This window comes from Streptomyces cadmiisoli (genome assembly GCF_003261055.1).
Classification (GTDB): Bacteria; Actinomycetota; Actinomycetes; order Streptomycetales; family Streptomycetaceae; genus Streptomyces; species Streptomyces cadmiisoli.
The window spans coordinates 4,696,386-4,719,820 of record NZ_CP030073.1 but is presented as its reverse complement, the minus strand read 5'-3'; the positions used below and the strand labels follow the sequence as shown (position 1 = coordinate 4,719,820).

General features: G+C 72.8%; 22 protein-coding genes, 1 tRNA gene and 1 pseudogene. 12 read left to right on the top strand and 12 right to left on the bottom strand.

Translation table 11 applies throughout. The features are described 5' to 3' along the window. Positions 1-21 precede the first annotated feature (21 nt). Both DN051_RS20325 and DN051_RS20320 read left to right on the top strand, forming a co-directional pair. Positions 22-558, top strand: a complete 537-nt coding sequence (locus DN051_RS20325; protein WP_112439239.1) for an SSI family serine proteinase inhibitor — start codon at positions 22-24, stop codon at positions 556-558. 298 nt (positions 559-856) lie between these two features. Then, entirely contained in the window at positions 857-5,029 is a 4,173-nt protein-coding gene (locus tag DN051_RS20320) for a PAS domain-containing protein (protein ID WP_112439238.1), read from the top strand. Between the two features lie 100 nt (positions 5,030-5,129). Here the strand turns inward: DN051_RS20320 and DN051_RS20315 are convergent, their stop codons facing one another. From DN051_RS20315 to DN051_RS20290, 6 genes are all read right to left on the bottom strand, one after another. Next, positions 5,130-6,806, bottom strand: coding sequence for a long-chain fatty acid--CoA ligase (locus tag DN051_RS20315; RefSeq protein ID WP_112439237.1), 1,677 nt, complete (start codon positions 6,804-6,806; stop codon positions 5,130-5,132). 125 nt (positions 6,807-6,931) lie between these two features. After that, entirely contained in the window at positions 6,932-7,498 is a 567-nt protein-coding gene (locus DN051_RS20310) for a SigE family RNA polymerase sigma factor (RefSeq protein WP_053759367.1), read from the bottom strand. A gap of 149 nt (positions 7,499-7,647) precedes the next feature. Beyond that, positions 7,648-8,796, bottom strand: coding sequence for a lipid-transfer protein (locus tag DN051_RS20305; RefSeq protein WP_053759366.1), 1,149 nt, complete (start codon positions 8,794-8,796; stop codon positions 7,648-7,650). Beyond that, positions 8,793-9,188 (bottom strand): MaoC/PaaZ C-terminal domain-containing protein, encoded by a 396-nt coding sequence (locus DN051_RS20300; RefSeq protein ID WP_053759365.1) that lies wholly within the window; start codon positions 9,186-9,188, stop codon positions 8,793-8,795. The genes DN051_RS20305 and DN051_RS20300 overlap by 4 nt, the downstream gene beginning before the upstream one ends. A 2-nt stretch (positions 9,189-9,190) precedes the next feature. Then, positions 9,191-10,147, bottom strand: coding sequence for a bifunctional MaoC family dehydratase N-terminal/OB-fold nucleic acid binding domain-containing protein (locus DN051_RS20295; protein ID WP_053759364.1), 957 nt, complete (start codon positions 10,145-10,147; stop codon positions 9,191-9,193). A gap of 318 nt (positions 10,148-10,465) precedes the next feature. Further along, positions 10,466-10,792, bottom strand: a complete 327-nt coding sequence (locus DN051_RS20290; RefSeq protein ID WP_053759363.1) for a hypothetical protein — start codon at positions 10,790-10,792, stop codon at positions 10,466-10,468. 359 nt (positions 10,793-11,151) lie between these two features. Here DN051_RS20290 and DN051_RS20285 point away from each other — a divergent pair, with 359 nt between their 5' ends. The 3 genes and pseudogenes from DN051_RS20285 to DN051_RS20275 all read left to right on the top strand — a co-directional run. Continuing rightward, positions 11,152-12,024, top strand: coding sequence for a bifunctional DNA primase/polymerase (locus DN051_RS20285; protein WP_112439236.1), 873 nt, complete (start codon positions 11,152-11,154; stop codon positions 12,022-12,024). Positions 12,025-12,194: 170 nt separating this feature from the next. After that, complete coding sequence (locus tag DN051_RS20280; RefSeq protein ID WP_053759361.1) at positions 12,195-12,620, top strand: hypothetical protein; 426 nt, start codon at positions 12,195-12,197, stop codon at positions 12,618-12,620. Positions 12,621-12,625: 5 nt separating this feature from the next. Continuing rightward, a pseudogene (locus DN051_RS20275) lies at positions 12,626-12,757 on the top strand (DinB family protein); the annotation flags it as partial. A gap of 103 nt (positions 12,758-12,860) precedes the next feature. Here the strand turns inward: DN051_RS20275 and DN051_RS20270 are convergent. Beyond that, entirely contained in the window at positions 12,861-13,529 is a 669-nt protein-coding gene (locus tag DN051_RS20270) for a histone deacetylase (protein WP_079000943.1), read from the bottom strand. Positions 13,530-14,006: 477 nt separating this feature from the next. Here DN051_RS20270 and DN051_RS20265 point away from each other — a divergent pair, with 477 nt between their 5' ends. Beyond that, entirely contained in the window at positions 14,007-14,282 is a 276-nt protein-coding gene (locus tag DN051_RS20265) for a hypothetical protein (protein WP_199314624.1), read from the top strand. 200 nt (positions 14,283-14,482) lie between these two features. Continuing rightward, a complete protein-coding gene (locus DN051_RS20260) occupies positions 14,483-15,214 on the top strand; it encodes a hypothetical protein (protein WP_112439235.1) in 732 nt (243 codons plus the stop codon). Positions 15,215-15,362: 148 nt separating this feature from the next. Here DN051_RS20260 and DN051_RS20255 read toward each other — a convergent pair whose 3' ends face one another. Beyond that, the gene (locus tag DN051_RS20255; RefSeq protein WP_112439234.1) at positions 15,363-15,554 is read right to left on the bottom strand and encodes a hypothetical protein; all 192 of its coding nucleotides are present in this window, start codon (positions 15,552-15,554) and stop codon (positions 15,363-15,365) included. 319 nt (positions 15,555-15,873) lie between these two features. Here DN051_RS20255 and DN051_RS20250 point away from each other — a divergent pair, with 319 nt between their 5' ends. Together DN051_RS20250 and DN051_RS47290 are read left to right on the top strand one after the other, a co-directional pair. Then, the gene (locus tag DN051_RS20250) at positions 15,874-16,608 is read left to right on the top strand and encodes a GntR family transcriptional regulator (protein ID WP_112439233.1); all 735 of its coding nucleotides are present in this window, start codon (positions 15,874-15,876) and stop codon (positions 16,606-16,608) included. 113 nt (positions 16,609-16,721) lie between these two features. Beyond that, entirely contained in the window at positions 16,722-16,847 is a 126-nt protein-coding gene (locus tag DN051_RS47290; RefSeq protein ID WP_281289022.1) for a hypothetical protein, read from the top strand. Between the two features lie 116 nt (positions 16,848-16,963). Here DN051_RS47290 and DN051_RS20240 read toward each other — a convergent pair. Both DN051_RS20240 and DN051_RS20235 read right to left on the bottom strand, forming a co-directional pair. Then, positions 16,964-17,051: transfer RNA gene (locus DN051_RS20240), tRNA-Ser, on the bottom strand. 61 nt (positions 17,052-17,112) lie between these two features. Continuing rightward, a complete protein-coding gene (locus DN051_RS20235; protein WP_053759359.1) occupies positions 17,113-18,591 on the bottom strand; it encodes a S1C family serine protease in 1,479 nt (492 codons plus the stop codon). Positions 18,592-18,847: 256 nt separating this feature from the next. Here DN051_RS20235 and DN051_RS20230 point away from each other — a divergent pair, with 256 nt between their 5' ends. From DN051_RS20230 to DN051_RS20220, 3 genes are all read left to right on the top strand, one after another. After that, entirely contained in the window at positions 18,848-19,675 is an 828-nt protein-coding gene (locus DN051_RS20230; RefSeq protein WP_053759358.1) for a glycerophosphodiester phosphodiesterase, read from the top strand. A gap of 139 nt (positions 19,676-19,814) precedes the next feature. Beyond that, on the top strand, positions 19,815-20,453 hold the full coding sequence (locus DN051_RS20225; protein ID WP_112439231.1) for an ATP-binding protein: 639 nt from the start codon (positions 19,815-19,817) through the stop codon (positions 20,451-20,453). Positions 20,454-20,674: 221 nt separating this feature from the next. Then, a complete protein-coding gene (locus DN051_RS20220) occupies positions 20,675-21,640 on the top strand; it encodes a DUF5926 family protein (protein ID WP_053759356.1) in 966 nt (321 codons plus the stop codon). A 250-nt stretch (positions 21,641-21,890) separates the two neighbouring features. Here DN051_RS20220 and DN051_RS20215 read toward each other — a convergent pair whose 3' ends face one another. Together DN051_RS20215 and DN051_RS20210 are read right to left on the bottom strand one after the other, a co-directional pair. Then, on the bottom strand, positions 21,891-22,463 hold the full coding sequence (locus tag DN051_RS20215) for a hypothetical protein (RefSeq protein ID WP_053759355.1): 573 nt from the start codon (positions 22,461-22,463) through the stop codon (positions 21,891-21,893). Between the two features lie 55 nt (positions 22,464-22,518). Continuing rightward, the gene (locus DN051_RS20210) at positions 22,519-23,184 is read right to left on the bottom strand and encodes a bifunctional DNA primase/polymerase (protein WP_053759354.1); all 666 of its coding nucleotides are present in this window, start codon (positions 23,182-23,184) and stop codon (positions 22,519-22,521) included. Positions 23,185-23,435 lie beyond the last annotated feature (251 nt).

Sequence of the window (23,435 nt, the reverse complement as noted above, 5' to 3'; positions counted from 1 at the left end):
ACCTGTCGCGTTAGTCAGGTCATGTCGCAGGTCACCCCCGCCTCCCCCGCCCTTCGCGCGCCCGGCACGGCCCTTCGGCGGCTCCTCCTCGCCGCCGGTGCCCCGCTCGCCGCGATCACCGCCCTGTCCGCGGGCCCCGCGTCCGCCACGCCCGCCGCTCCCGGCACACCCGTCACGCCCACCGCACCCGCCGGTCAATTCCCGGCGGGTGCCCTCGGCGCCGCCCGGGACGGTGATCGCCTCACCGTCACCGTCCGGGACGCCGGCGGGCAGGGCGCGAGGACGTACGAGCTGCGGTGCAATCCGGCCGGGGGCAGTCATCCGGACGCCGGCGGCGCGTGCCGGGCCCTGGACCGGGAGACGCGATGGGGGAGCGACGCCTTCGCGCCGGTTCCGGGGGACAGCGTCTGCACCATGCAGTACGGCGGGCCCGCCACCGCGCGGGTCACCGGGACCTGGTCCGGACGCCCCGTCGACGCGACGTTCGACCGCAGCAACGGGTGCGAGATCGCCCGCTGGGACCGGCTCGTGCCGCTGCTGCCCGCGACGGGGGCGTGACGGCCGCCGGACGTCCCTCCGGGGCGGCCCGCCGGCGACGGCGCGGACAACCGGGGACGACGCCGCCGTGAAGGTCTGGCGCAGGCCGCACGGAGGGGGCGTGCCGCCGATGTGCGGGCTTCCCCGATTCGCGCGGGTGCGCCGTCCGGCCGTCGTCACCTCGTGATGCGGCCTCTGTCTCATCCTGGGTCGCGAGCACAACCCCAGCCTTTAGACTCCCTCGCGTGACACGTCGCGGGCAGGTTGGCAAGATGGCCCGAGCGGTCGGCAAGGTGCGGTAACAGGGAGGAAGCGTCTCGTGAGCAGCAGGCCATCCCGAGGCGCTGCTCGCCTCGCAGCCATACTCGACGCGCTGCCCGACGCGTTGGTGCTGGTCAACGCCAACGGGACCGTCGTCAACGCCAACACCATCGCGCTGGAGGCCTTCGAGGCGCCGGGCACCGCGCTGGTCGGACGCGGGCTGCTCGATCTGCTGCCGCAGTTCGACTCCAAGCTGATCCCCGGCTCCATGCGCCGCCCCGACCACATCGATCCGCGCGGCCGGACCAAGCCGACCCGGATGATCGCCCGGCGGACCGACGGCAGCGAGTTCCCGGTCGAGGTCACCAGCGCGAACCTCGAGAACGCCCAGCAGGCCTACGACAGTCACGGCTACACCCAGGACGAGTTGCTGATGCTCGTCGTGCGGGACCTGTCGGGGACCGTCGACACCGAGGCCGAGCTGGCCCGTTCGCAGCGGCAGACCGAGATGATCCTGCGGGCCGCCGCCGAGGGTGTGGTGGGCACCGACACCGACGGGCGGATCGTCCTCGTCAACCCGGCCGCCGCGCAGATACTGGGCTACCGCGCCGGCGAACTCGGCGGCAAGGAACTGCACACGCTCGTACTGCACTCGCGCGCCGACGGCTCCCCCTTCCCGTACGACGAGTCCCCGCTCGCCGACACCCTGCGTTCGGGGCGCAAGCACCGGGTGCGCGGGCAGGCGCTGTGGTCCAAGAGCGGCACCAAGGTGGCCGTCGACCTGACCACCGCGCCGGTGCGCGACGGCGACCAACTGGTCGGCGCCGTGATGACCTTCACCGACCGGCGGCCCTACGACGTGCTCGCCGAGGAGAAGCAGGTCGCGCAGAAGCGGCACGCGGAGGAGCTGGAGCGGCTCGCCGAGGAGCACGCCAGCGACCTCACCGCCCTGCGCCAGCAGCACGTCACGGAGCTGGAGGAGCTGCGCGAGCAGCACGAGGAGGAACTGGCGGCCGGCGACGACCGGTACGCCGCCCTCGCCGAGCGGGAGAAGGACCGGTACGAGGCTCTGGCGGGGCGGCACGATCAGCTGCTGACGCTGCTCGGCCGGTCGCTGCGCGGACCGCTGGACGAGCTGCGCCGCGAGCTGGCGGCGCTGGCCGCCGACGACGCGGGGCAGCTGTGGCCCGAGGCCAACCAGGTGCTGCACCACCTGTCGGCCGGGTACTCCCGGATCACCCAGCTCATCGACAACGTCCTCGGCTACCAGCAGCTGGACGCCGGTACCGCGGCGATCACCCGTACGAAGGTGATGCTCGACGGTGTCGTCGCGGCCGGTGTCGACGGGGCCGTGGAACTGATCGGGCCCGGCCGCGTGCAGTTCGCCGTGCACGCGCCGCCCATCGAGGCCGAGGTCGACCCGCAGCTGCTCGCCACCGCCCTCGCGCACCTCGTCGCCGATGTCGCCGGGGTGGACGCGACCGGCAACTCGCCCGTCTCGGCCGGTGGTTACCTGGACAACACCGTCGTGGTGGCGGCGGCGCAGCGCGGTGAGGTCGTACGGATCGAGGTGCGCGGGCCGTACGCCGGGGGAGACCCGGTGCACGAGCCGATCGTGCGCGGGATCGTGCGGGCCCACGGTGGTGTGCTCCAGACGCACGAGGTGCCGGGGATGAGCGGCAGCGCGTTCGTCCTGGAGGTTCCGCTCGGGGGCGGGGCGGGGGCGGTCTCCGCGCCGGCCGCGCCGGAGTCCGCCGGTGACGACAGCACCGACGCCTCCGATCAGACCTCCGGCGGCGGTGGGCGGCGGCGGTCCCGGCGGGCCTCCGTGGACGCCTTCCTGGAGAGCGACACCGCGCAGTCCGCGCCCGGGACGGAGATCGCCGTACCCGGGACGGAGGCGGCGGCGCCGACGGGGCGCAGGCGCAGGCGTGCCGCGCCCCCGGCCCTGGAGGCGCCGGTCGCGGCGACCGAGGTCACGAGCGGCACCGGGCGGCGGCGCGGGCGGCCGGCCGAGGTCGCCGGCGCGGCGGACGGTACGGCGCAGGACGCGGCGGACGGTGTCTCCGAGGGCGCCGTGGTCACGGCCGCCGAGCACGCCGCGGGCTCCGCGGCCGTCGGTACGGGTCTGGGCGGGACCGTTCCGCCGCAGGGTGTGCCCGCGTCCGGCGGTGGACGGCGGGCCCGGCGGGCCGCGGGCGAGCAGAACGCCCTGCCGCCGGCGCTGCCCGCGGCCGCTCCGGCCGACTCCGGCGCGGAGGACCAGGAACCGACCGGGCGCCGCAGGCGTGCCCTCGCCGCCGCACAGGAGCGTGCCGCCGCACAGGACACGGGACCGCGCACGGTGTTCGCGCTGCCGCCGGCCGAGGCTGACCGGACGCCGGACGGCGGGGCCGCCGCCGGGCAGACCGCCGTCGCCGTCCAGGCACCCGCCGCGCAGTTGCCGAGCCAGGGTGCTCCGGGCGCCGGGCCCGCCGACGACCGCGGACGGCACGACGCGGTGCCGCACGACCAGTCCGAGGACCACACGCCGCCCCAGCCGCACCCCGCGAGCGCCCCGACCGGCCGTCGCCGGCGGGCCGTCGCCCAGCAGGCGGAGACGGCGACCGTCGCCCCGCAGGCCATCCCGGCCCAGATGACCCCGGACCAGATGGCTCCGGCGCAGGCCCGGCCCGCGCAGCCGGCCCCGGCCGCGCAACCGGGCCCGGCGACGGCCGACCGGCGCCAGGGCGTGCCCGCGCAGCACCCGTCCGGACAGCTCGGTCTGCCCGCGCCCGCGGTCGCCGAGCCGGTCGCGCAGCCCGCGCAGAGCCCCGGTGCCGCGGCCCGGCCGCTCCCGGCGGAGGCGACGCCCGGGGCCGCCACTCCGGCCCCGCCGCAGTGGCCCGGCACGGCGGCCGGACACGACGACACCTCCGGCGCGGGCGCCCCGGTACCGCCCGCGGGAGCGGCCGTGCCGCCCGACGCCGCGGCGGTGCGGACCCCGGCCGAGGCCGGTGCGCCGACCCCGGCCCCCGGTACCCCGCTGCCCCCCGAGGCGCAGGCCGCCGCGGCGCGGACGCGGACGGCGCAGCCGCTGCCCGCCGAGACCGCCGCCGCGCCGGTGGACCCGAACTCCACACAGGGCCGGGCGATCAGCGTGCGGACGCTCGGGCAGGGTGTTCCGTTCAACCGGCAGGCGGCGCAGGTGCAGCAGCCGGCGGCGGGCGCCACTCCTCCCCCGCAGCAGTCGACCGCCGGGGGACGGCGCCGCAAGCTCGGTACGCCGCCCGACCCGGCCGGGGCGCGTCCGCATCCGCCGGCCGAGCAGACCCCCGTACCGCAGCAGCCGCAGCCGGCCGCGGCGGGGCAGTCACGGCTGCCCGCGCAGCCCAGTGAGGGTGCCGGACGGTCGTACGCCATAGGCGCACCGGACGAGAACGCCGCCGAGGGACCCGAGCCGCTGGACGGTCCGGGCGGTGCCGTGGAGGTCGCCGATACGCCCCGGCCGCAGCCGATGGACGACGAGTTGCCGCCGGAGCCGCTGGACAACCCGCGCCGGCTGCTGGTCTGGCCCGCGCCGGACGTGTCGACCCAGCAGGCGCTCAGCGAGCGCGGCTACCGGCCGGTGATCGTGCACTCGCGCGAGGAGGTCGACGCGCAGATCGCCGCGTTCCCGGCGGCCCTGTTCGTCGATCCACTGACCGGGCCGATCACCCGGACCGCGCTCCAGTCGCTGCGGCAGGCGGCGGTGGCCGCCGAGGTGCCGGTCATGGTCACGGCCGGGCTCGGGCAGGCGACACGCGAGGCGGCGTACGGCGCCGATCCGGCGGTGCTGCTGAAGGCGCTCGCGCCGCGCGACAGCGAGCAGCACCCGCCGCGGGTCCTGCTCATCGAGGAGCACGCGGAGATCGCGCTGGCGCTGACGGCGACGCTGGAACGGCGCGGGATGCAGGTCGCCCGCGCGGCGAGCGACACGGACGCGGTGACGCTGGCGGGGCAGTTCCGGCCGAACCTGGTCGTGATGGATCTGCACCAGGTGCACCGGGGCCGGGCCGGCATCGTCGACTGGCTGCGGGCGAACGGGCAGCTGAACCGCACGCCGCTGGTCGTCTACACGGCCGCCGTCGACCAGGCGGACCTGCCCCGGCTGGCCTCGGGCGAGACGGTGCTGTTCCTCGCGGAGCGGTCCACCAGCGCGGAGGTGCAGGTCCGGATCGTGGACCTGCTGGCCCGCATCGGGACCAACTGAGTCCGGACGGCGGGCGCGTCGGCGGCCGGTGGCCGTCATCGGAAACGGGTGCGCGGCGGTACGGCGGTGAGGTGCACCGCCGTACCGCCGCGCGCGTCCGTCAGAGGCGGGTGACTTCGAGCGCCCCGTCGGCGTACTGCCGGCGCAGCACCTTCTTGTCGAACTTGCCGACGCTGGTCTTCGGGACCGACGGGATGACCGTCCAGCGCTCCGGCAGCTGCCACTTGGCGATCTTGCCCTCGGCGGCGAGGAAGGCCCGCAGGGTCTCGAAGTCGGCGGTGGCGCCGTCCTTGAGCACGACCGTGGCCAGCGGGCGTTCGCCCCACTTGTCGTCGGGGACGGCGACCACGGCGGCCTCCGCGACGGCCGGGTGGGCCATCAGGGCGTTCTCCAGCTCCACCGAGGAGATCCACTCGCCGCCGGACTTGATGACGTCCTTGGCGCGGTCGGTGAGGGTGAGGTAGCCGTCCGGGCTGATGGTGCCGACGTCGCCGGTCTTCAGCCAGCCGTCCTCGCTGAACTTGTCCTGCGGGCGCAGCGGTTCGGCGTCGGGGCCGTTGTAGTAGGCGCCGGCGATCCACGGGCCGCGGACCTCCAGCTCGCCGGCGGACTCGCCGTCCCAGGGGAGCCGGTCGCCGCCGGGGCCGGTCAGCCGGCCCTCGACGCCGGCCGGGAAGCGGCCCTGGGTGAGGCGGTAGGCCAACTCCTCGTCGGTGCCCACCGCGTGGGCCGGCGGGCGGGCGACGGTGCCGAGCGGGGACGTCTCGGTCATGCCCCAGGCGTGGCAGACCCGCATGCCCAGCCGGTCGAAGGCCTCCATCAGGGAGGGCGGACAGGCGGAGCCGCCGATCGTGACCTGGGTGAGGGAGGAGACGTCGCGGGGGTTCGCGGTGAGTTCGGCGAGCAGGCCCTGCCAGATGGTGGGCACGGCGGCGGCGTGCGTCGGCTTCTCGCGTTCGATCATCGCGGCGAGCGGCGCGGGCTGCAGGAAGCGGTCCGGCATCAGCAGGTTCACGCCGGTCATGAAGGTGGCGTGCGGCAGGCCCCAGGCGTTGACGTGGAACTGGGGGACCACGACGAGGGAGGTGTCCTGGTCGGTCAGGCCCATCGACTGGGTCATGTTGACCTGCATCGAGTGCAGATAGACCGAACGGTGGCTGTAGACCACGCCCTTGGGGTCGCCCGTGGTGCCCGAGGTGTAGCACATGGCGGCGGCGGAGCGCTCGTCCAGCTCCGGCCAGTCGTAGGCGGTGGGCTTGCCGGCGAGCAGGTCCTCGTACTCGTGCACCTGGGCGGAGGCGTCGGCCAGCAGCGCGCGGTCGCCGGGGCCGGTGACGACGACGTGTTCGACCGTCTTCAGGTGCGGCAGCAGCGGGGCGAGCAGCGGCAGCAGCGAACCGTTGGCGATGATCACGCGGTCGGCGGCGTGGTTGACGATCCAGGCGAGCTGCTCCGGGGGCAGCCGGAGGTTGAGGGTGTGCAGGACCGCGCCCATGGAGGGGATCGCGAAGTAGGCCTCGACGTGCTCGGCGTTGTTCCAGGCGAGCGTGGCGACCCGGTCGTCGTCGCGTACCCCCAGGTCGTCGCGCAGGGCGTGGGCCAACTGGGCGGCTCGGGTGCCGATCTCGGCGAACGAGCGGCGCTGCGCCTCCTCCTCGCCGGTCCAGGTGATCACCTGTGACGAGCCGTGGACCGTGGAACCGTGGGTCAGGATCCTCGAAATCAGCAGCGGTACGTCCTGCATCGTGCTCAGCACGGCGTCCTCCCGGGGCGACATTGCCTACGCGGCGGTAAGGTGTGCGCCTGATTCTGCGCACATACCGCGCGGTATGTCACTAGATCCGGGTGATCGATCACGTCACGTTGCCGGACACGACGGCGCGCGATCGAACAAGTCGCAGCTCAGCGGACCAGCCCCAGTTCGGGGTCCTCCCGCAGCTTGCCCAGCGCCCGGGACACCGCCGACTTGACGGTGCCCACCGACACGTCGAGCACCTCGGCCGTCTGCGCCTCGCTCAGATCCTCGTAGTACCTGAGGACGACCATCGCCCGCTGCCGCGCGGGCAGCCGCATGATCGCCCGCCACATCGCGTCGTGCAGCGCCTGGTGTTCGGCCGGGTCGTCCGCCGCGGCCACCGGCTCCGGCTCGGGCAGTTCGTCGCAGGCGAACTCGTCCACCTTGCGCTTGCGCCACTGCGAGGTGCGGGTGTTCAGCAGCGCGCGGCGGACGTAGCCGTCCAGCGCGCGGTGGTCCTCGATGCGCTCCCACGCGACATACGTCTTGGTGAGCGCGGTCTGGAGCAGGTCCTCCGCGTCGCACGGGTTCGCGGTGAGCGACCGGGCGGTACGCAGCAGCACCGGCCCGCGGGCCCGTACGTACGACGAGAAGGACGGGTACGCCGCGTACGGATGGGTCTGCCTCGCTGTCGTAGCAGCGGTCGAAGCGCTGGTGCAGACGGGTGTGGTCATGTCTCCACGCTAGGTTCGAGACCGCCTCGGGCGGATCGGCCGGAGGTCCCGAAGACGACTCCCCCTCAGGTTGTAGGGGTGGTGCCGGGTGCACCTCCTGGAGGTGGAGCGGGGGTCGAGACCTCCTGCGGGTTTACCCCTGGGGGGCCTCATCCGTCGGCCGTGAGGACGAGCCCCGAGGTCGGCACTCCGGTCCCCGCCGTCACCAGGGCCCGTGCCGCGCCCGGCACCTGGTTCGGGGAGGTGCCCCGCACCTGGCGCACGGCCTCCGCGATGCCGTTCATGCCGTGCAGGTACGCCTCTCCGAGCTGGCCTCCGTGGGTGTTCAGCGGCAGCCGGTCCGCGGCGACGAAGCCGGCCGCCTCGCCGGGCCCGCAGAACCCGTACGCCTCCAGTTGCATGAGGACGAACGGCGTGAAGTGGTCGTAGACGATCCCCACGTCGATGTCGGCCGGGCCGAGTCCCGACGTCCGCCACAGCTGCCGGGCGACCACCGCCGACTCGCGCAGCGCGGTCAGGTCGCCGCGGTGGAAGCCGGTCATCTGCTCCTGCCCGCGGCCGGCGCCCTGCGCGGCGGCCGTCACGACGGCCGGCGGACGCGGCAGGTCACGGGCCCGTTCGAGGGTCGTGACGACCAGCGCCTGGCCGCCGTCCGTCTCCTGGCAGCAGTCCAGCAGGCGCAGCGGCTCGGCGATCCACCGGGAGGCCGCGTGGTCGGCGAGCGTGATCGGACGACCGTGGAAGTACGCCGCCGGGTTGGTCGCCGCGTGCCGGCGGGCGGTCACCGCGACCGGGCCGAAGGCCTCCTGCGGGGTCAGCCCGTAGGTGTGCAGATAGCGCTGGGCGGCCATCGCCACCCAGGAGGCCGGGGTGAGCAGCCCGTACGGCATCACCCAGCCGAGTGCCACACCCTCCGCCGACGGTTCCCGGTGCCGCACTCCGGAGCCGAAGCGGCGCCCCGACCGCTCGTTGAAGGCGCGGTAGCAGACGACCACCTCCGCCGCGCCCGCCGCCACCGCCAGCGCCGCCTGCTGAACGGTCGCGCACGCCGCGCCACCCCCGTAGTGAACCCGGGAGAAGAAGGACAACTCACCCATTCCGCAGGCCTGGGCGACGGTGATCTCCGGGTTGGTGTCCATGGTGAACGTGACCATGCCGTCCACGTCGGCCGGTGTCAGCCCGGCGTCGTCGAGGGCAGCCCGCACCGCCTCCACGGCCAGCCGCAGCTCGCTGCGCCCGGAGTCCTTGGAGAACTCGGTGGCGCCGATGCCGGCGATCGCGGCGACCCGGGCGCTCATGGGCGCGCCCCTTCGGGCAGCGTGACCTTCACGGTGCCGGTCACATGCCTGCCGACGCCGTTGTCGCCGGTCACCCGGACGACGGCCGTGCGTCCGTCGACCTCCTCGACCCGGCCGGTGAGCACCATGGTGTCGCCGGGGTGGTTGGGCGCGCCGAGCCGGACGGCCACCCCGCGCAGGACGGCCGCCGGTCCGAAATGATCGGTGACGTAGCGGCCGACCAGGCCGTTCGTCGTCAGGATGTTCATGAAGACATCGGGGGAGCCCTTCTGCCGGGCCGCCTCGTGGTCGTGGTGCACGTCCTGGTGGTCCCGCGAGGCGATCGCCCCCGCCACGATCAGCGTGCGGGTGATCTCGATCTCCAGCGGCGGCAGCTCGTCGCCCACGCGCACGCTCACGGCGTCCCCCCTCGGAACACGGGCAGCACCAGCTCGTCGTCGTACCGCCGGAACTCCAGCCGCACCGGCATCCCGATCCGCACCTTGTCGTACGGCACCCCGATCACATTGCTCACCATCCGCACCCCCTCGGCCAGTTCGATCAGCCCCACGGCGTAGGGACCCGCCGTCGCCTCGGTGTCCTCGGCCCCCTCTGCCCCCTCGGTGTCGTCGGCTTCGGTGAACGCCGGGAACGGCGGGTGGTGCATGACGACGTACGAGTGGACCGTGCCCTCGCCGCTCGCCCGGACGGTGTCCCAGTCGGGGCCGCCGCAGTCGGGACAGCCGGGGAGCCAGGGGAAGCGCGGCGTCCGGCAGCCGGCGCAGCGCTGGATCAGCAGCTCGCCCCGCTCGACGCCCGCCCAGAATCCGGCGTTGTCGCGGTTGACGACGGGCCGGGGGCGGCGGTCGCGCGGCGCGGTGCGCTGCCGTGCCGCGGGCGCGTACTTGAGGATGCGGAAGCGGTGGGTGCCGGCGAGTTCGCCGCCCGCCCGGACGTCGGTGCGGGTGGTGACGAAGTACCCGGAGCCGAGCCTGGTGGTCTTCCGCGCCGACACCGACTCGATCACCGTGTCGAAGGTGATCTCGTCGCCCGGTCGCAGCGGGCGCAGGTACTCCTGCTCGCAGTCGGTGGCCACGACCGCGACGCAGCCCGCCGCGTCGAGCAGGCCGAGGAGTTCGTCGTACGCCGTCGTGCGCGCCGTGTGCCCGCCGAGGCCGCCCATCGTCCAGACCTGGAGCATGGCGGGCGGGGCGACGGCGCCGGGTCCGGTGTAGGCCGGGTTGGTGTCGCCGAGCGCCTCGCACCAGTGCCGGATCATGGGCAGGTTCACGGGGTCGTGGCCTGTTCCGGCGACGGCGGCGGGCCGTCCCTCGTAGGCCTTGAGGCGTACGGACAGGTCGTCGTCGTCCACGGTGGTGCCCCCTCCCGCTCGGCGCGTCCCGCCCGGCTCCGGGTACGGCTCCGGCCTCCGCCCGGGCTTCGGTTTCCGCCTCGACCCATGCTCGGGCTTCCGCCTCAACCCAGGCTCCCGCCTCGGCTCCGGATCCGTCCCGGCCCTCCGGCACGGTTTCTGACTGTCCGTCAGATACAGCCGGGTGTCAAGACCGTCCGGAAACGCCGGCGCGGCGGTGCCGAAGCACCGCCGCGCGGACGGACCTTGCTCACCCCACAGAGCGCACCCCACACGAAGAACGAGGGGGCCGGACGCCGGTGCGCCGGCCCCCTCGGATCACCACCAGAGGGGGGTGAAGTTCACGGCCGTGTTGTCGTTGCCCTGGTTGATCGCCGTGAACGCGGAGCCGTCGACCTGCGCGGTGTTGCTCTGGTTGGACGCGCCGGACCCGACGGCCTGCTGCTGGGTGGTGGACGAGTTGCCGTTGTTGTCGTCGCCGACGCCGCTGCCGACGATGCCCGCGGAGGCGTTGGTGACGGAGGCGGTCGATCCGTTGTCCGCGAACGAGCCGTTGTCCGCACTCGCGACACCGGTGAAGAGAGCGGCCGCGAGCGGAAGGGCGGAGACGGCTGCGACAACGCGGGCGGTACGGATGCTTGCCATGTTTGTTCCTCCAGAACGATGACGCACCGGCCGAACGGCCGAGAGCGCTGAAGTAACGGCTAGTTCCAGGGCAGTTGGCCGACCGCCCCGGTGCTGTGAGCACGACGTCGCAAGATCAGAGTTGCCCATCGATCCCCGGCGAACCACCCCGGAAGGCGTGATTCGCCCTCAAGCGTGATGACAAGTCGATAAACCCCTTTCGCCACATCCATCCACAGGTCGGTGCAGGTCAGACCTCTCCACCCCAAGCGGCACAAGAGGCGAAGCGTTCCGGCAGCAGCCCGGCCCCGCGCACCCTCCGTGGCACGCCAGGACGACCCCCTCTTCCCTTCTTCGAACACTCGTACGAAAATGATCCCATGGCCACCACCGACCGGCAGGCCACGACGCTGGCCCTCGCACACGCCCTGACAGCCGCCGAACGCGGGCTGGCCGTCATCCCGCTGACCCGGACGAAACTCCCGGCCCTGCGCTCCCCCCACCGCGACAACCCCGCCGCGCCCGTCTGCCACGGCGAATGCGGCCGCTTCGGACACGGTGTGTACGACGCCTCGACCGATGCGCGCCGCATCCGCGAGCTGTTCGCCGCCGCACCCTGGGCCACCGGTTACGGCATCGCCTGCGGACTGCCCCCGCACCACCTCATCGGCATCGACCTGGACACCAAATCGGGCACGGACTCCTCGACCGCGCTGCGCGAACTGGCCCTGCGGCACCTGTTCACCATCCCTCCGACCGTGGTCGTCCTCACGCCCAGCGGCGGCCGCCACCTGTGGCTGACCGGACCGCCCGACGTGGCCGTCCCCAACTCGGCGGGCCGCCTCGCTCCCGGGATCGACGTCCGCGGCGCCGGCGGCTACCTCGTCGGACCCGGCTCCCGCACCGAACACGGTGTGTACGGCGCCGCCCCGGGCACCGCGCACCTGCCGCCCGCCCCCTGTCCGCGCGCCCTGCTGCGCCTGCTGCTCCCGCCGCCCCGCGCCGCATCGCGCACGGGGAGCGGGACATCCACCGCCGGACACGGGCAGGGCCTGGTCCAGTTCGTCCTCGCCGCCCACGAGGGCCAGCGCAACACCCGCCTCTTCTGGGCGGCCTGCCGCGCCTACGAGAACGGCCTGGGGCCCGCCCTGATCCCGGCCCTGATCGAAGCGGCCCGGGGGACCGGCCTCAGCGAGCGGGAAGCCCGGGCGACGATCGCGTCGGCGGCACGGTTGACGCGGGGGCGGGGGTGACCGTTCGGGCCGCTCCGGCGGCGGGGGTGACCGTTCGGGCCGCTCCGGCGGCGGGGGTGACCGTTCGGGCTGCTCCGGGGGCGGGGGTCGCCGTTCGGGCTGCTCCGGGGGCGGGGGTCGCCCCGGAAATCCCGGGCGGCGAGGGCGGGCGCCGTCCTAGGGTGGGGCCCATGTCGCTGACCCGAGTCGTCCTGTCCTCCGGCCGTTCGATCGACCTCACGGAGTTGCGGATGACCTCTACGTACGCCGGGATGCTGGAGGGCTATCCCTGCGAGCGCATCAACGACATGAAGATCAACGCCTTGCTGCGCACCGCCCAACGCGCCTACCCGACCACGCCGGTGCACCTCGTCACGCCGCCGCGCGAGCGGCCCGACCAGCCGGCGGGGGGCTTCGGCCCGGTCGAGATGCTGCCGGCCGTGGCCTGCGTCGGCGCCTTCCACTCCGAGGCCCTCGACCACGACCCCGTACTGCACCGGTCCCACCTCACCGTCGTCTGGTTCCAGCCGGTGCCGCAGGCCCCGGCTGGGCACGAGGCCGACCCGGGGCTGCGGGACGTGGAGTGGGAGCGGCTGGCGCAGGACCACGAGCTCTGAGCGGAGTGAACCGTCGGACGACCGCCGCCCGATCCGCGCTGCTGCGCGGGCAGTTCGACCTGACCTGGTCGCTGTTCGCGTACCACCTGGACCGTCTCGTCCCCGAGGACTTCCTCTGGGAGCCGGCCGCCCTGTGCGCGGCGGACCCCGCCGTAAGCAGCACCTCCCGGTCCGGGCGGTACGGCTCCGGGTGACCCGCACGGCCCACGTCCCCGCCCGCCGCCGGCCGTACGAAGGTGGCTACGCCCTTTCGCGCAGCAGCTCGACGACGGCCTCCCGCGACCAGTGGTCGAGCGCGCCCGGGCACGCCGCCACGTACTCGGCCACCGCGTCGCCGTCCCAGGCGCCCGCGGACAGCAGACCCGCGGCCAGGAACCGCACATAGGCGCGGGAAGGCGCGACCCACGGCACGTCGTGCATCCCCCACGGGGCGGTGAAGGTGAGCACCGGCAGGCCGTCCACCTGCCCCGGGCAGACGAGCGTCTCGTAACGGCCCTCCCCCAGGACCGACCGGCCCTCGGTCAGCACCTCGGTCAGATCGAGCGCGGGGCCGGGCTCGCGGTACATCTCCTGCGCCGCGATGTCGGAGAACTGGTCCGCGGACACCAGATGGGCCCTGGCCAGCACCCGACCGCTCGCGTCGGGGTCGTAGAAGGCCCGGCCGCCGCCCCAGACCGGCGACTCGGTGGCGAAGTACAGCGCGCCGGTCAGCTCCACCGGGAGCGAGCACGGCGGCATCGCCGGGTCGCGGCAACCTGGATACGCCCTGACCGCCCCGGGTGGGCGGCCGCCGCGGATGTAGTGGGCGAGCCGGCCGAGGTGCGTGTTGGAGCCGTAGGAGGTGTACCAGACCCGCTCGGGCCGCGTCCGCGGAGGCGGCGTCGGGTCGATCGTCGTGAGCGCTTTCACCCGGCGAGCTCCTGACGGACGGGGTCCCGCGGAGGGCGGTCATCTCCGTCGTACCCCGCGCGTGGCCGGACAGCCACGGGGGCACGACCGCGGGCCGCCGTCAGGGTCCGCTCGGGGTGGTGCGGTGTGTCCGCTCGGGAGGTGCCGTGGGTCCGCTCGGGCCGGATCGCCGCCCCGGGAAACACTCGAAAGCGCCGCGTGTGACATGGCGTGTCAACCGAGTCACACCGGTATACACCAGTACCTTGTGATATAGCCGAGCGTCACCGCAGGTCAAGCATTCGGGAATCACCCTTCCGTTGACCTCGTCGAGCCGGAGTTGGTCTCCCCATCGTCGACGCGCACACCATTCGGACCAACGCCGGCGGGGATTTGCCGTCAGGGCCGTGCTCCGATTCCGGACGACCGACTCCGCAGAGCCGACACGCTCTCGGAGACCCGTCCCAGGGCACGCCCTCCGAGCAACCAAGGAGGACCATGCCCATCCTCGGTCCCGGTGGACTGTCCGTGCTCGACGTCCACCCGCTTCGCACCGTCGCACGCGGAACCGACAGCCGTCAGACGACCATGCTCACCCTGGCTGCCGTACTCGCCTGCGTGATCAACGGCGACACCATGAGCAGCGTGCTGCACCAGGCGACCTGGCTGGTGGTGGCGATCACCATCCTCGTCGTGGTGCAACTGGTCGCGGCCCGCCTTCCGGAAAAGGCCGTCGAGCCCGTCACCACGTCCGGTGCCGACGCCGACGCCTGACGACACACATGCCCGAGGTATTTGACGCTTCAACCACACTTCTGCACACTTGAAGCGTCAAATACCTCGCGGCTCAGCACGTCACATCGGGCGCGCGAAGTCGGCACGGCACGTCGGCTCCCCACCGCCGCACGGTTTCCCGCGGTCCCGGCGCCGAGAGCGCACGGCCCGGACCGCTTCGCCCGGGAGAGAAGACAACGATGACGACCCCCCTCGACCGCTACTTCGAGATCATCGACTCGGCGGACGGTGACATCCGCCGTCTCGACGCCCTCCGCGGCCTCTTCGCGGAGAACGTGCTGCTGCTGCACGGCGGAGAACTCGCCCGGGGCCGGGAGCGGGTGATCACCTTCCACCGGAGGAAAGCGGCCAGGCGCAAGGCGATCGAGCACTCCTGGGCCGTCGCGGTGAACGCGGACGGTTCCCTGACCGGCAAGTGGCACGAGACCGGCGTGGACCTGCACGGCGGGAGGTTCTCCGTGTCCGGCGACGTCGCCGCCGCCCTGGACGCGGACGGGCGGATCGCCCAGCTGGACCTGACCCTGACCGGCGCCTCGGACCGGGCACGGCTGCTCATAGCCAAGCACCTCCAGGCCTGGACGATCCCGGACCCGGCCGAGCGCGCCGAGGCGATGGCGGACGTCTACACCGCGGACGTCACGCTCATGGAGCCGGAGCCCGACGAGGTCGTCGTGGGCCGCGACGCCCTCAACGACTACGTCGGCATGGTGCGGCAGAAGACCGCGCCGGTGAGCGTCACGGTCGAAAGCCACTACCCGAACAGGCAGTTCATCCACTTCCGCTGGGACTCGGTCTTCCCGGGCGGGAGGAGCACGATCGGCTGGGAGGTCCTGCACACGAACGGGGACCTGATCGAGCGGATCGTCATCTTCAGCCCGAACGACGAGAGCGCCCCGGAGAACGTTCGGTGAGCCCCGCCGAGAACGGTCTCGCAGGCGGGGCTCGACGGTCTCCGCAGGCGGGGCTCGATCGACCCTGAGCAGGTCGCCAGGGTCAGCGGGTCGGTGCCCATGGAGGCCGCAGCACCGGCCACGGCCTCAGGGGCGACGGGGAACACCGTCATTCGGCCACCCCCTGAGCATCGACGATCTCGACCTCCAGAACCTTTGCGCCGCCGCAGTCGGGACAGTAGAGCTGGAACCCGGCGGTGTCGTATCCGCTGCCCGCACAGGCCGGGCACTCCAGCCACTCGGTGGTGCCGAAGGCCGTACGGCAGGCCTGCACGTTCTGGCAGCGCGTCGTGCCGCACACCGCGCAGCTACGAGCCGTACGTCGAACGATCCGGGGTGCTAAAGCACCGATCCGTCGGACGGGGTGGATCAGTGAGACAGGCATGATGGAGGCTCCCTTGGAAGAGGGGTGGGGCGGCGCATCTGCTTGGCGGTAGGGGCGCCGCCCTTCTTCAGGGAGCATTAACCTCCCTAGGGAGATTGAAGCCAAACCTCCCTAGGGATGTCAACGGACCTGCGGAGGAGCGTGGGTTCGGGAAGTGATCGGGTACGCGTTCGTGCGTCCGGAAGAGGGGCAGGTAGGCTGACCACCCTAGGGAGCATCGAAGAGTGGAGAGACAATGCCCGAGACTGCGCGGCAGATCGCCGACGATCTCCGGGCACGGATCGAGTCCGGCGAGCTGGTACCGGGCGATCGGTTGCCCGGCGAACCCTCGCTGGTGAAGACGTACGGCGTCGCCAAGATGACCGCCAACCAGGCACTGAAGATCCTCGTGAGCGAGGGCCTGGCGGTCGCGCGACCCGGATCCGGAACGTATGTGCGGGAGTTCAAGCCGATCCGCCGCGTGGCCAACGACCGCCTCTCCAAATCCCGCCGGGACGCGGGTCAGTCCATCTGGTCTGCCGACGTGGCCCAGCGCGCCCTGGTGACCGACGTCCAGGTCTACGAGGCCGAAGCTCCGCGCCAGATCGGGCGGTTGTTGAACCTCGGCCCCGGGGCAGCCGTCATCGTGCGAAGCCGTAAGTTCGTCGTCGAGGACCGCCCGGTGCAGATCGCGACGTCGTACCTCCCCGCGGATCTGGTCCGAGAGACGGCGATCGCCCAGCCGAACACGGGCCCAGGAGGCAGTTACGCCCGTCTGGCCGAGCTGGGAGCAGAACCGGTTGCCTTCTCCGAGGAGCTGCGGGCACGGATGCCGAGCGAGGAGGAGCGCACCGCCCTGAACCTCGCGGCCGGCACTCCGGTCCTGGAGATCTGCCGCACCGCCTACACCGAGGACGAGCGCCCGGTGGAGGTCAACCAGATGCTCTTGGACGCCGGTTCGTACGTCCTGGAGTACCGCCTGAGCAGCTGAACAGCCCTGGCCAGGACTATGACTCGCTCTTCGAAGCGATCAAGGGACTGGGCACGTGGTGGCACCACCTCGACTCCACCTGGATCGTCAAGACGACCAAGACCGCAGTCGAGGTGCGCGACACTCTGAAGGGCCACATCGACTCCAACGACGAACTCCTCGTCGTTGTACTGACCGGTGAGGGCGCCCGGGCCGGGCTCAACGACCGAGGCAGCAAGTGGCTCAGGGACAACCTCTGACCGTGCCCCTGCCGTGCCCGATCGCTCGGGGAACGACGGGGAATCGCGGTGACTAGCGGACAGCCCGCATGTGAAACGGCCCCTGACCAGCATTCCTGGTCAGGGGCCGTTTCACATGGCGGTGGGTGTGGGATTTGAACCCACGGTGACTTGCGCCACGACGGTTTTCAAGACCGTTCCCTTAGGCCGCTCGGGCAACCCACCCCGCGCCGCCGATCACGTACGGCGCGGGACAAGAGTAACCGGATCGGCGGGCTCGCGTGGGTCAGCTGTCGCCGACGCGGGAGCCCAGGGTGACGTCCACGGTCTTGGTGCTGCCGTCGCGCTCGTAGGTCAGCGTGACCTTGTCGCCGGGCTTGTGGGTCCAGATCTCGCCGATCAGGGTGGGGCCGCTGTCGATCACCGTGTCGTCGAGCTTGGTGATGACGTCGCCGGGCTTGAGACCGGCCTGGTCCGCGGGGCCGCCCGCCTCGACCGCCTCGCCGCCGCCCGCGCCCGTGTCGGTGATCTTGGCGCCGTTGATGTTGTCCTGGAGCGAGACGGACGCGCCGATCTTCGCGTACACCGGCTTGCCGGACTTGATCAGCTCCTGCGCGACGTACTTCGCCTGGTTGATCGGGATGGCGAAGCCGAGGCCGATGGAGCCGGACTGGCCGGTGCCGAAGCCTCCGTTGCCGCTGGACTGGATCGCCGAGTTGATGCCGATCACGTTGCCCTTCGCGTCCAGCAGCGGGCCGCCGGAGTTGCCGGGGTTGATCGAGGCGTCGGTCTGGAGCGCGCTCATGTACGAGGCCTGGCTGCCCGTGCCGTCGCTGGACGCCACCGGGCGGTTCTTGGCGCTGATGATGCCGGTCGTCACCGTGTTGGACAGGCCGAACGGGGCCCCGATCGCGATCGTCGAGTCACCGACGGCGACCTTGTCGGAGTCGCCCAGGGTGAGCGGCTTGAGGCCCGAGGGCGCGTTCTTCAGCTTGATGACCGCGACGTCGTAGCCCTGCGCGTTGCCGACCACCTCGGCGTCGTACCGCTTGCCGTTCGGGAAGGTGGCCGAGAGCTTGCCGCCGTCGACCGCCTCCGCCACCACGTGGTTGTTGGTGACGATGTGGCCCTCGGTGTCGAACACGAAGCCCGTGCCGGTGCCGCCCTCGCCGCTGCTGCTCTCGGCCTCGATGGTGACCGTGCTCGGCAGCGCGCCGGCGGTCACGGCCGCGACCGTCCCGGGATCGCGCTTGAGGTCGCCGCCGCTGTCGGAGGCGGAGACGGTGGTGGAACTGCTGTCGTCGTTCTTGGCCAGGACGTAGCCGAGGCCGCCGCCCAGGCCGCCCGCGACCAGCGCGGCCACCAGCACCGCGGCGAGCAGACCGCCGCGCCGCTTGCCCGGCTTCGGCGCAGGCGGCTGGTACGACTCGCCCCAGCCGGAACCGCCACCGGCCCCGCCCCCGTACCCCGGGGTGGGCGGCGGCGGGGGCGGCCAGCCGCCCTCGGGAGGCGTGCCGGGCCCCTCGGGCCCATGGTTCGGGGCGCCGCCCGCGGATGCCGCCGCGCCGTAGGCCGGCGCTCCCTGGGCATAGTGCGTCCGCTGCTCGGGCCCGCCCGGCGCCGTCGGCGGCACGGCCGGGATCGGGGCCGTGGGCGGGTCGGCGGGGGGCGCGGTCTGCTGCGGGGAGGCTGCGGGGGTGTCCACCGGCACGGGAGGTGCGGACGGGGCCGGGGGAACCGCAGTGCCCTCGTTCTCGGTGCTCACAGCTTTTCTCCTCGATCCACGGCTGTTGTTCTGGTCGGGCTCGTGCACGCTTGGCGACGGTCCGGGCGCGGTGCAGCTGTGCATGTGCTCGCATGTGCTTTTGTATGCCGTCAGCTTTTCCCACAGGCCGTCAGAGCACGATAAGCGGTCGCTGTGGGTCCACGACCTTCCTTTATATAGGACCTGTCAGACTTAAGGGACGCATCCCCAATGCCTCCGACCGACGACTACCCCGTCGCGGTGGCACCATGACGCGGTGAGTCACGCACGAGAGCACACGATCCAGGTCGTCGCCCACCGCGGGGCGTCCGAGGACGCCCCCGAGCACACCCTGGCCGCGTACAGGAAGGCGATCGAGGACGGAGCGGACGCCCTCGAATGCGATGTGCGCCTCACCGCCGACGGCCACCTCGTCTGCGTCCACGACCGCCGGGTCGACCGCACCTCCAACGGCCGCGGCGCGGTCTCGGCGCTGGAGCTGGCCGACCTCGCCGCCCTGGACTTCGGCTCGTGGAAGCACCGCGGCTCCCCGCGCCACCGGGACGAGGAGCCGGACTGGGAGCACCGCCCGGAGGACCCGGCCGAGACCTCCGTCCTCACCCTGGAACGGCTGCTCGCCCTGGTCGCCGACGCCGGGCGGAGGGTGGAGCTGGCGATCGAGACGAAGCACCCCACACGCTGGGCGGGACAGGTCGAGGAGCGGCTGCTGCTCCTGCTGAAGCGGTTCGGGCTCGACGCCCCGGCCGACCCGGAGGAGTCCCAGGTGCGGGTCATGAGCTTCTCGGCCCGCTCCCTGCACCGCGTACGGACGGCCTCGCCGACGCTGCCGACGGTCTATCTGCGGCAGTTCGTCTCGCCCCGGCTGCGGGACGGCAAGCTGCCGGCGGGTGTCCGGATCGCAGGCCCCTCGATCCGGATCGTGCGCAGTCACCCGCTCTGCATCGAGCGACTGAAACGAGCCGGGCACCAGGTGCACGTCTGGACGGTGAACGAGCCGGAGGACGTGGCTCTCTGCGTCGACCTGGGCGTCGACGCCATCATCACCAACCGGCCCCGGGCGGTCCTGGAGCTTCTGGGTCGCTGACCCATGAAACCAACCTTGACCCGGCCCTTCGCCTGCACCATCCTCGCGTCTCGGCCACACCATCGAAATTCGGCCATGCCATGCAGGTCCCATTACGGGGAGTGCACCGGCGCGTTCGCTCCGTGTTCGATCGTTGCGAATGCGTCCCCGGACCTGGATTGGCCGGTTTCCGGTACAGGCCGTTGGGGCATCCACACCGTGGCGTGGGGCGAAGGAGGTCTCGGGGGTGGCGTTGGTGGTGGCACAGGAGGTGCCCACGTCGTCGAGCATGGCCGTACCCCATGGCCCTGCGGGCGTGGGAAAAGCAAGGCACCGCATGAGGGACCAGCTGCGCCGGGGCGGGGTCGCGGAACCGGTCGTCGACGACGCCGTACTCATACTCTCCGAGCTCCTGAGCAACGCCTGCAAGCACGGCCGGCCACTGGGCGGCGCCCTGGCCGGTGACGGTGCGGTGCGGGCCGCGTGGCGCGTCGACCCCTGCGGCCGGCTGGTCGTCGAGGTGACGGACGGCGGCGGACCGACACGGCCGGCCCCCGCGACCCCGTCGGTCACCGCGCACGGCGGCCGCGGACTGAACATCATCACGGCACTGGCCGACGACTGGGGCGTCCGGGACGACGCCCGCGGCGAGGTCACGGTGTGGGTCGTGGTCCACGAGGACGTGCACGATCCCGACGCCGGCCACCGTCGCGACGACTTCGCGCGCGCCACGGCCCCGACCGTCTCCGCCGCCCTGCCGGACCTGGCCTTCACGGACCCGTTCGACGACCTGGACTGAGCGGCTTCCCTCGCCGGCCGGGCGATACGTGCCCCCGCGTGATCCCGCGATCCCGGCGGACCGGCCCTCCCGGCCGCCCCGGCCGCCCCCGCGGACCCCGCCGTCCGGGCCCACTCCGCCCGCCCACAACACCCCCGCCGCGCACAGGGTCCCGTCAGCCCGCGTACGAGCGGCTAGGCTCCCGCCCGTACCAGACGAGCCGTAACCGGGAGACACCCACCATGGCCAAGAAGCGCCCCCAGACGAAGGCCACGCGCCCGCAGCTCACGGACGGAGAGATCCCGGTCGTCGGCGCCCGTGAGCCGTGCCCCTGCGGCAGCGGCCGCCGCTACAAGGCCTGCCACGGCCGGGAGGCCGCCCACGCCGTGACCGAGCTGGTGCAGCGCCCGTTCGAAGGGCTGCCCGGCGAATGCGACTGGGTCGCGCTGCGCGAGCTGGTCCCGGCGGCCACCGTCGAGCTGTCCCTGAAGGACGGCCTGCCCGAGGGCGTCCCGTCCGTCACGCTCGCCACGGTCCTGCCGATGGCCTGGCCCGCGCTGCGCCGCGAGGACGGCTCGATCCTGCTCGGCCTCCAGAACGACACGTCCTCCGGCGACATCAGCCGCGACCTCGCCGACACCCTTCAGCAGGCCCTGGAGGCCAAGCCGGGCTCCCCGGTGCAGGCCCGCCGCGCCCCGGCCGACGGCCCGCGGCTCCAGGACCTGCTGGACCCGAAGGGCGCCTTCGAGCCAGTTGTGCACTCGGGCTTCGAGTTCTGGGTGCCGGACGCGGAGAACGCCACACCGGAGGTGACGGCCTCCCTGGAGCGGGCCAACGCCGCCGCCATCCCGACGGTCAAGCTCCAGGGCGTCGACGCCGCCTACTGGTGCGAGACCCCCGACAAGAACCATCTGCGCTGGGTCATGCCGCACCCGGAGGAGAAGCTGCTGGACGCCCTCGCGCGGCTGCACGCGGCCGGGCGGTCGAACCTCGGCGAGGGCACGCGTCTCGTCGGCTCCTTCCGCGCGCACGGGCTGACCGTGCCGGTGTGGGACCTGCCGAGCGCCGTCACCGCCGAGGACATCGAGAAGCCCGCGGCCGAGTTCGCCGAGCGGCTCGCTGCGGCTCTGGCCACGGACGCGCCCCTGACCGGGGACGAGCGGCGGGCGCGCGGCGGCCTGACCAACCGGCAGGTCACCCTCAGCTGACCCGGAGCGGAACGCCGGGTTCGGCTGACCGGTCGGTCAGCCGAACCCGGCACCGCGACGGTGCCCCGGACCTCAACTCCCGGCCCTAAATGGCCAGTCGGTGTCCGAATAGCCGAGGAAAATCTGAGATCGAATTTGCGAACAGCCGATCTCTTGTTACCGTTCGAGTAGCCCGGTTGCTGGTGCATCCCCCGTCGCCAGCAACCGGGTCTTTGTGTGTCCGGTGCCGCTCACGCAACGGCGTCGGGCATCAACCGCCCGTAGGCGGCGCCGAGTTGCTGCCCGAGCGCAGCAGCAGCGGCCCCTGTCCGCCGCGTGCCGCGTACTCCGCGATCGCCGAGTACGCCGCCGGACCGCCTCGGGTCCGCTCGCGGGGTGTCTCACAGCTCGCCGGCTCGTCGTCCGCGTCCACGGCGCACCGCATCTGCACCGCGCGGTCTCCGGGCCCGAGCAGACTCAGTACCGCGTCCAGGGCCTCACCGGTCGCGTTGCGGTAGTAACTGCGCGCCCAGGTCTCCTCGCCCTGCGTGAGGACACAGGTCTGCGCCTCGATGCCGCCGGGGGAGGTGAGTTCGGGACCGCAGCGGGCGGCGGTCGCCAGGCCCAGACCGAGCAGCGACGGGGAGCCCCCGGACGCCGCGGCGCCGTCGGCACCCGCGCCGGCGCGGGGCGCGATGGCGTCGGGCCCCTTGGCGTCTCCGCGCGGGCCGGGGCGTACGGGGGCGGGGTCCGGGTCGCCCACGGGCCCCGCGGACGCCATGGCCAGTGGCAGTGCGATCACGCACGTCACGACGCCCGCGAGGGCGAGCAGGCGGACATTCATGAAAGGGACGATAACGAGCCGATCGGACGCTCCGTTCCGCGCGCGCCCGACACCCCTAGAACTCGGGCGCGCTCACACCCGTACGAGTGAGGGCCTCGACCACCGCGTCCACCACGGCCTCCACGTCGGGCACCCAGGGTGCGGCCGAACCGGGCAGCGGCGCCCGCTCCCAGCGGATCTGCCCCTGGCCCGTCTCGGACGGGGGCAGGGCCAGATAGCCGCCCTCGCTGTGGAAGCGCAGGGAGCCGGGCACGAAGTCCTTGGCGTAGAGCAGTTCGCCCAACTGCTCCATGGAGTACGGCCGCACCAGCAGGGCCCAGCGGGTGTGCGAGGCGAGCACCGGGCCGAGACGCATCCCCGTGCGGTCGAGCGCGTCGAGGGCGCGGGCGGCCGCGGCAGCCGGAAGGCTGACCGCGCAGGGCGCCGTGCCGCCGGTGGCGAGGATGATCGGAGCCGTGGGCCGGTTGCTCCACCACCAGCGCACCATGCGCTCGTCCGTGGTGGCCGCGAGCAGGCCGGGGTCGAAGGGGTGCGCTCCGGGAACCGTGCACTCGGGGTCGGGGCAGCCGCAGCGGGACCGGCCCTGCGGGTCCGCCGTGACGCCCGGGAGTACGGGCCATTTCCATTCCGTCGCGAAGGTCAGGGCCGCGCTGATCACCTCAGGCCTCCCGTTGTTCCGCCTGGACAGGAGCCTGCGTCGCCTTCCGAGGATCTCGCGCATGAGCGCTCGTTCCTTTCCGTTGCACGCCTGGCAACACCGTGGACCACATCACATCATGTGTCGATCACTTCACTGTGCGTACCTAATGGCGCATCACACCCGCGCTCCCGAGCACGGGGAACCCCTATGGGCCGAGCTGGCTGCGTTCGCGCCCATACCGCGTCTGGCACAAGCATGGGCCGGCGTGGGGTGGCGAAGTATGGCGTTTGCCGTCCCGCGTATTTCTCTCCGCCGCCGCCACGGGAGGATGG

Excerpts from the sequence above, each read along its gene's own strand:
- DN051_RS20325 (WP_112439239.1), top strand. The coding sequence starts at position 22 with ATGTCGCAGGTCACCCCCGCCTCCCCCGCCCTTCGCGCGCCCGGCACG.
- DN051_RS20315 (WP_112439237.1), bottom strand. The coding sequence starts at position 6,806 with ATGTCGCCCCGGGAGGACGCCGTGCTGAGCACGATGCAGGACGTACCG.
- DN051_RS20310 (WP_053759367.1), bottom strand. The coding sequence starts at position 7,498 with ATGACCACACCCGTCTGCACCAGCGCTTCGACCGCTGCTACGACAGCG.
- DN051_RS20305 (WP_053759366.1), bottom strand. The coding sequence starts at position 8,796 with ATGAGCGCCCGGGTCGCCGCGATCGCCGGCATCGGCGCCACCGAGTTC.
- DN051_RS20290 (WP_053759363.1), bottom strand. The coding sequence starts at position 10,792 with ATGGCAAGCATCCGTACCGCCCGCGTTGTCGCAGCCGTCTCCGCCCTT.
- DN051_RS20285 (WP_112439236.1), top strand. The coding sequence starts at position 11,152 with ATGGCCACCACCGACCGGCAGGCCACGACGCTGGCCCTCGCACACGCC.
- DN051_RS20280 (WP_053759361.1), top strand. The coding sequence starts at position 12,195 with ATGTCGCTGACCCGAGTCGTCCTGTCCTCCGGCCGTTCGATCGACCTC.
- DN051_RS20265 (WP_199314624.1), top strand. The coding sequence starts at position 14,007 with ATGCCCATCCTCGGTCCCGGTGGACTGTCCGTGCTCGACGTCCACCCG.
- DN051_RS20260 (WP_112439235.1), top strand. The coding sequence starts at position 14,483 with ATGACGACCCCCCTCGACCGCTACTTCGAGATCATCGACTCGGCGGAC.
- DN051_RS20250 (WP_112439233.1), top strand. The coding sequence starts at position 15,874 with ATGCCCGAGACTGCGCGGCAGATCGCCGACGATCTCCGGGCACGGATC.
- DN051_RS20225 (WP_112439231.1), top strand. The coding sequence starts at position 19,815 with ATGCGTCCCCGGACCTGGATTGGCCGGTTTCCGGTACAGGCCGTTGGG.
- DN051_RS20220 (WP_053759356.1), top strand. The coding sequence starts at position 20,675 with ATGGCCAAGAAGCGCCCCCAGACGAAGGCCACGCGCCCGCAGCTCACG.
- DN051_RS20215 (WP_053759355.1), bottom strand. The coding sequence starts at position 22,463 with ATGAATGTCCGCCTGCTCGCCCTCGCGGGCGTCGTGACGTGCGTGATC.
- DN051_RS20210 (WP_053759354.1), bottom strand. The coding sequence starts at position 23,184 with ATGCGCGAGATCCTCGGAAGGCGACGCAGGCTCCTGTCCAGGCGGAAC.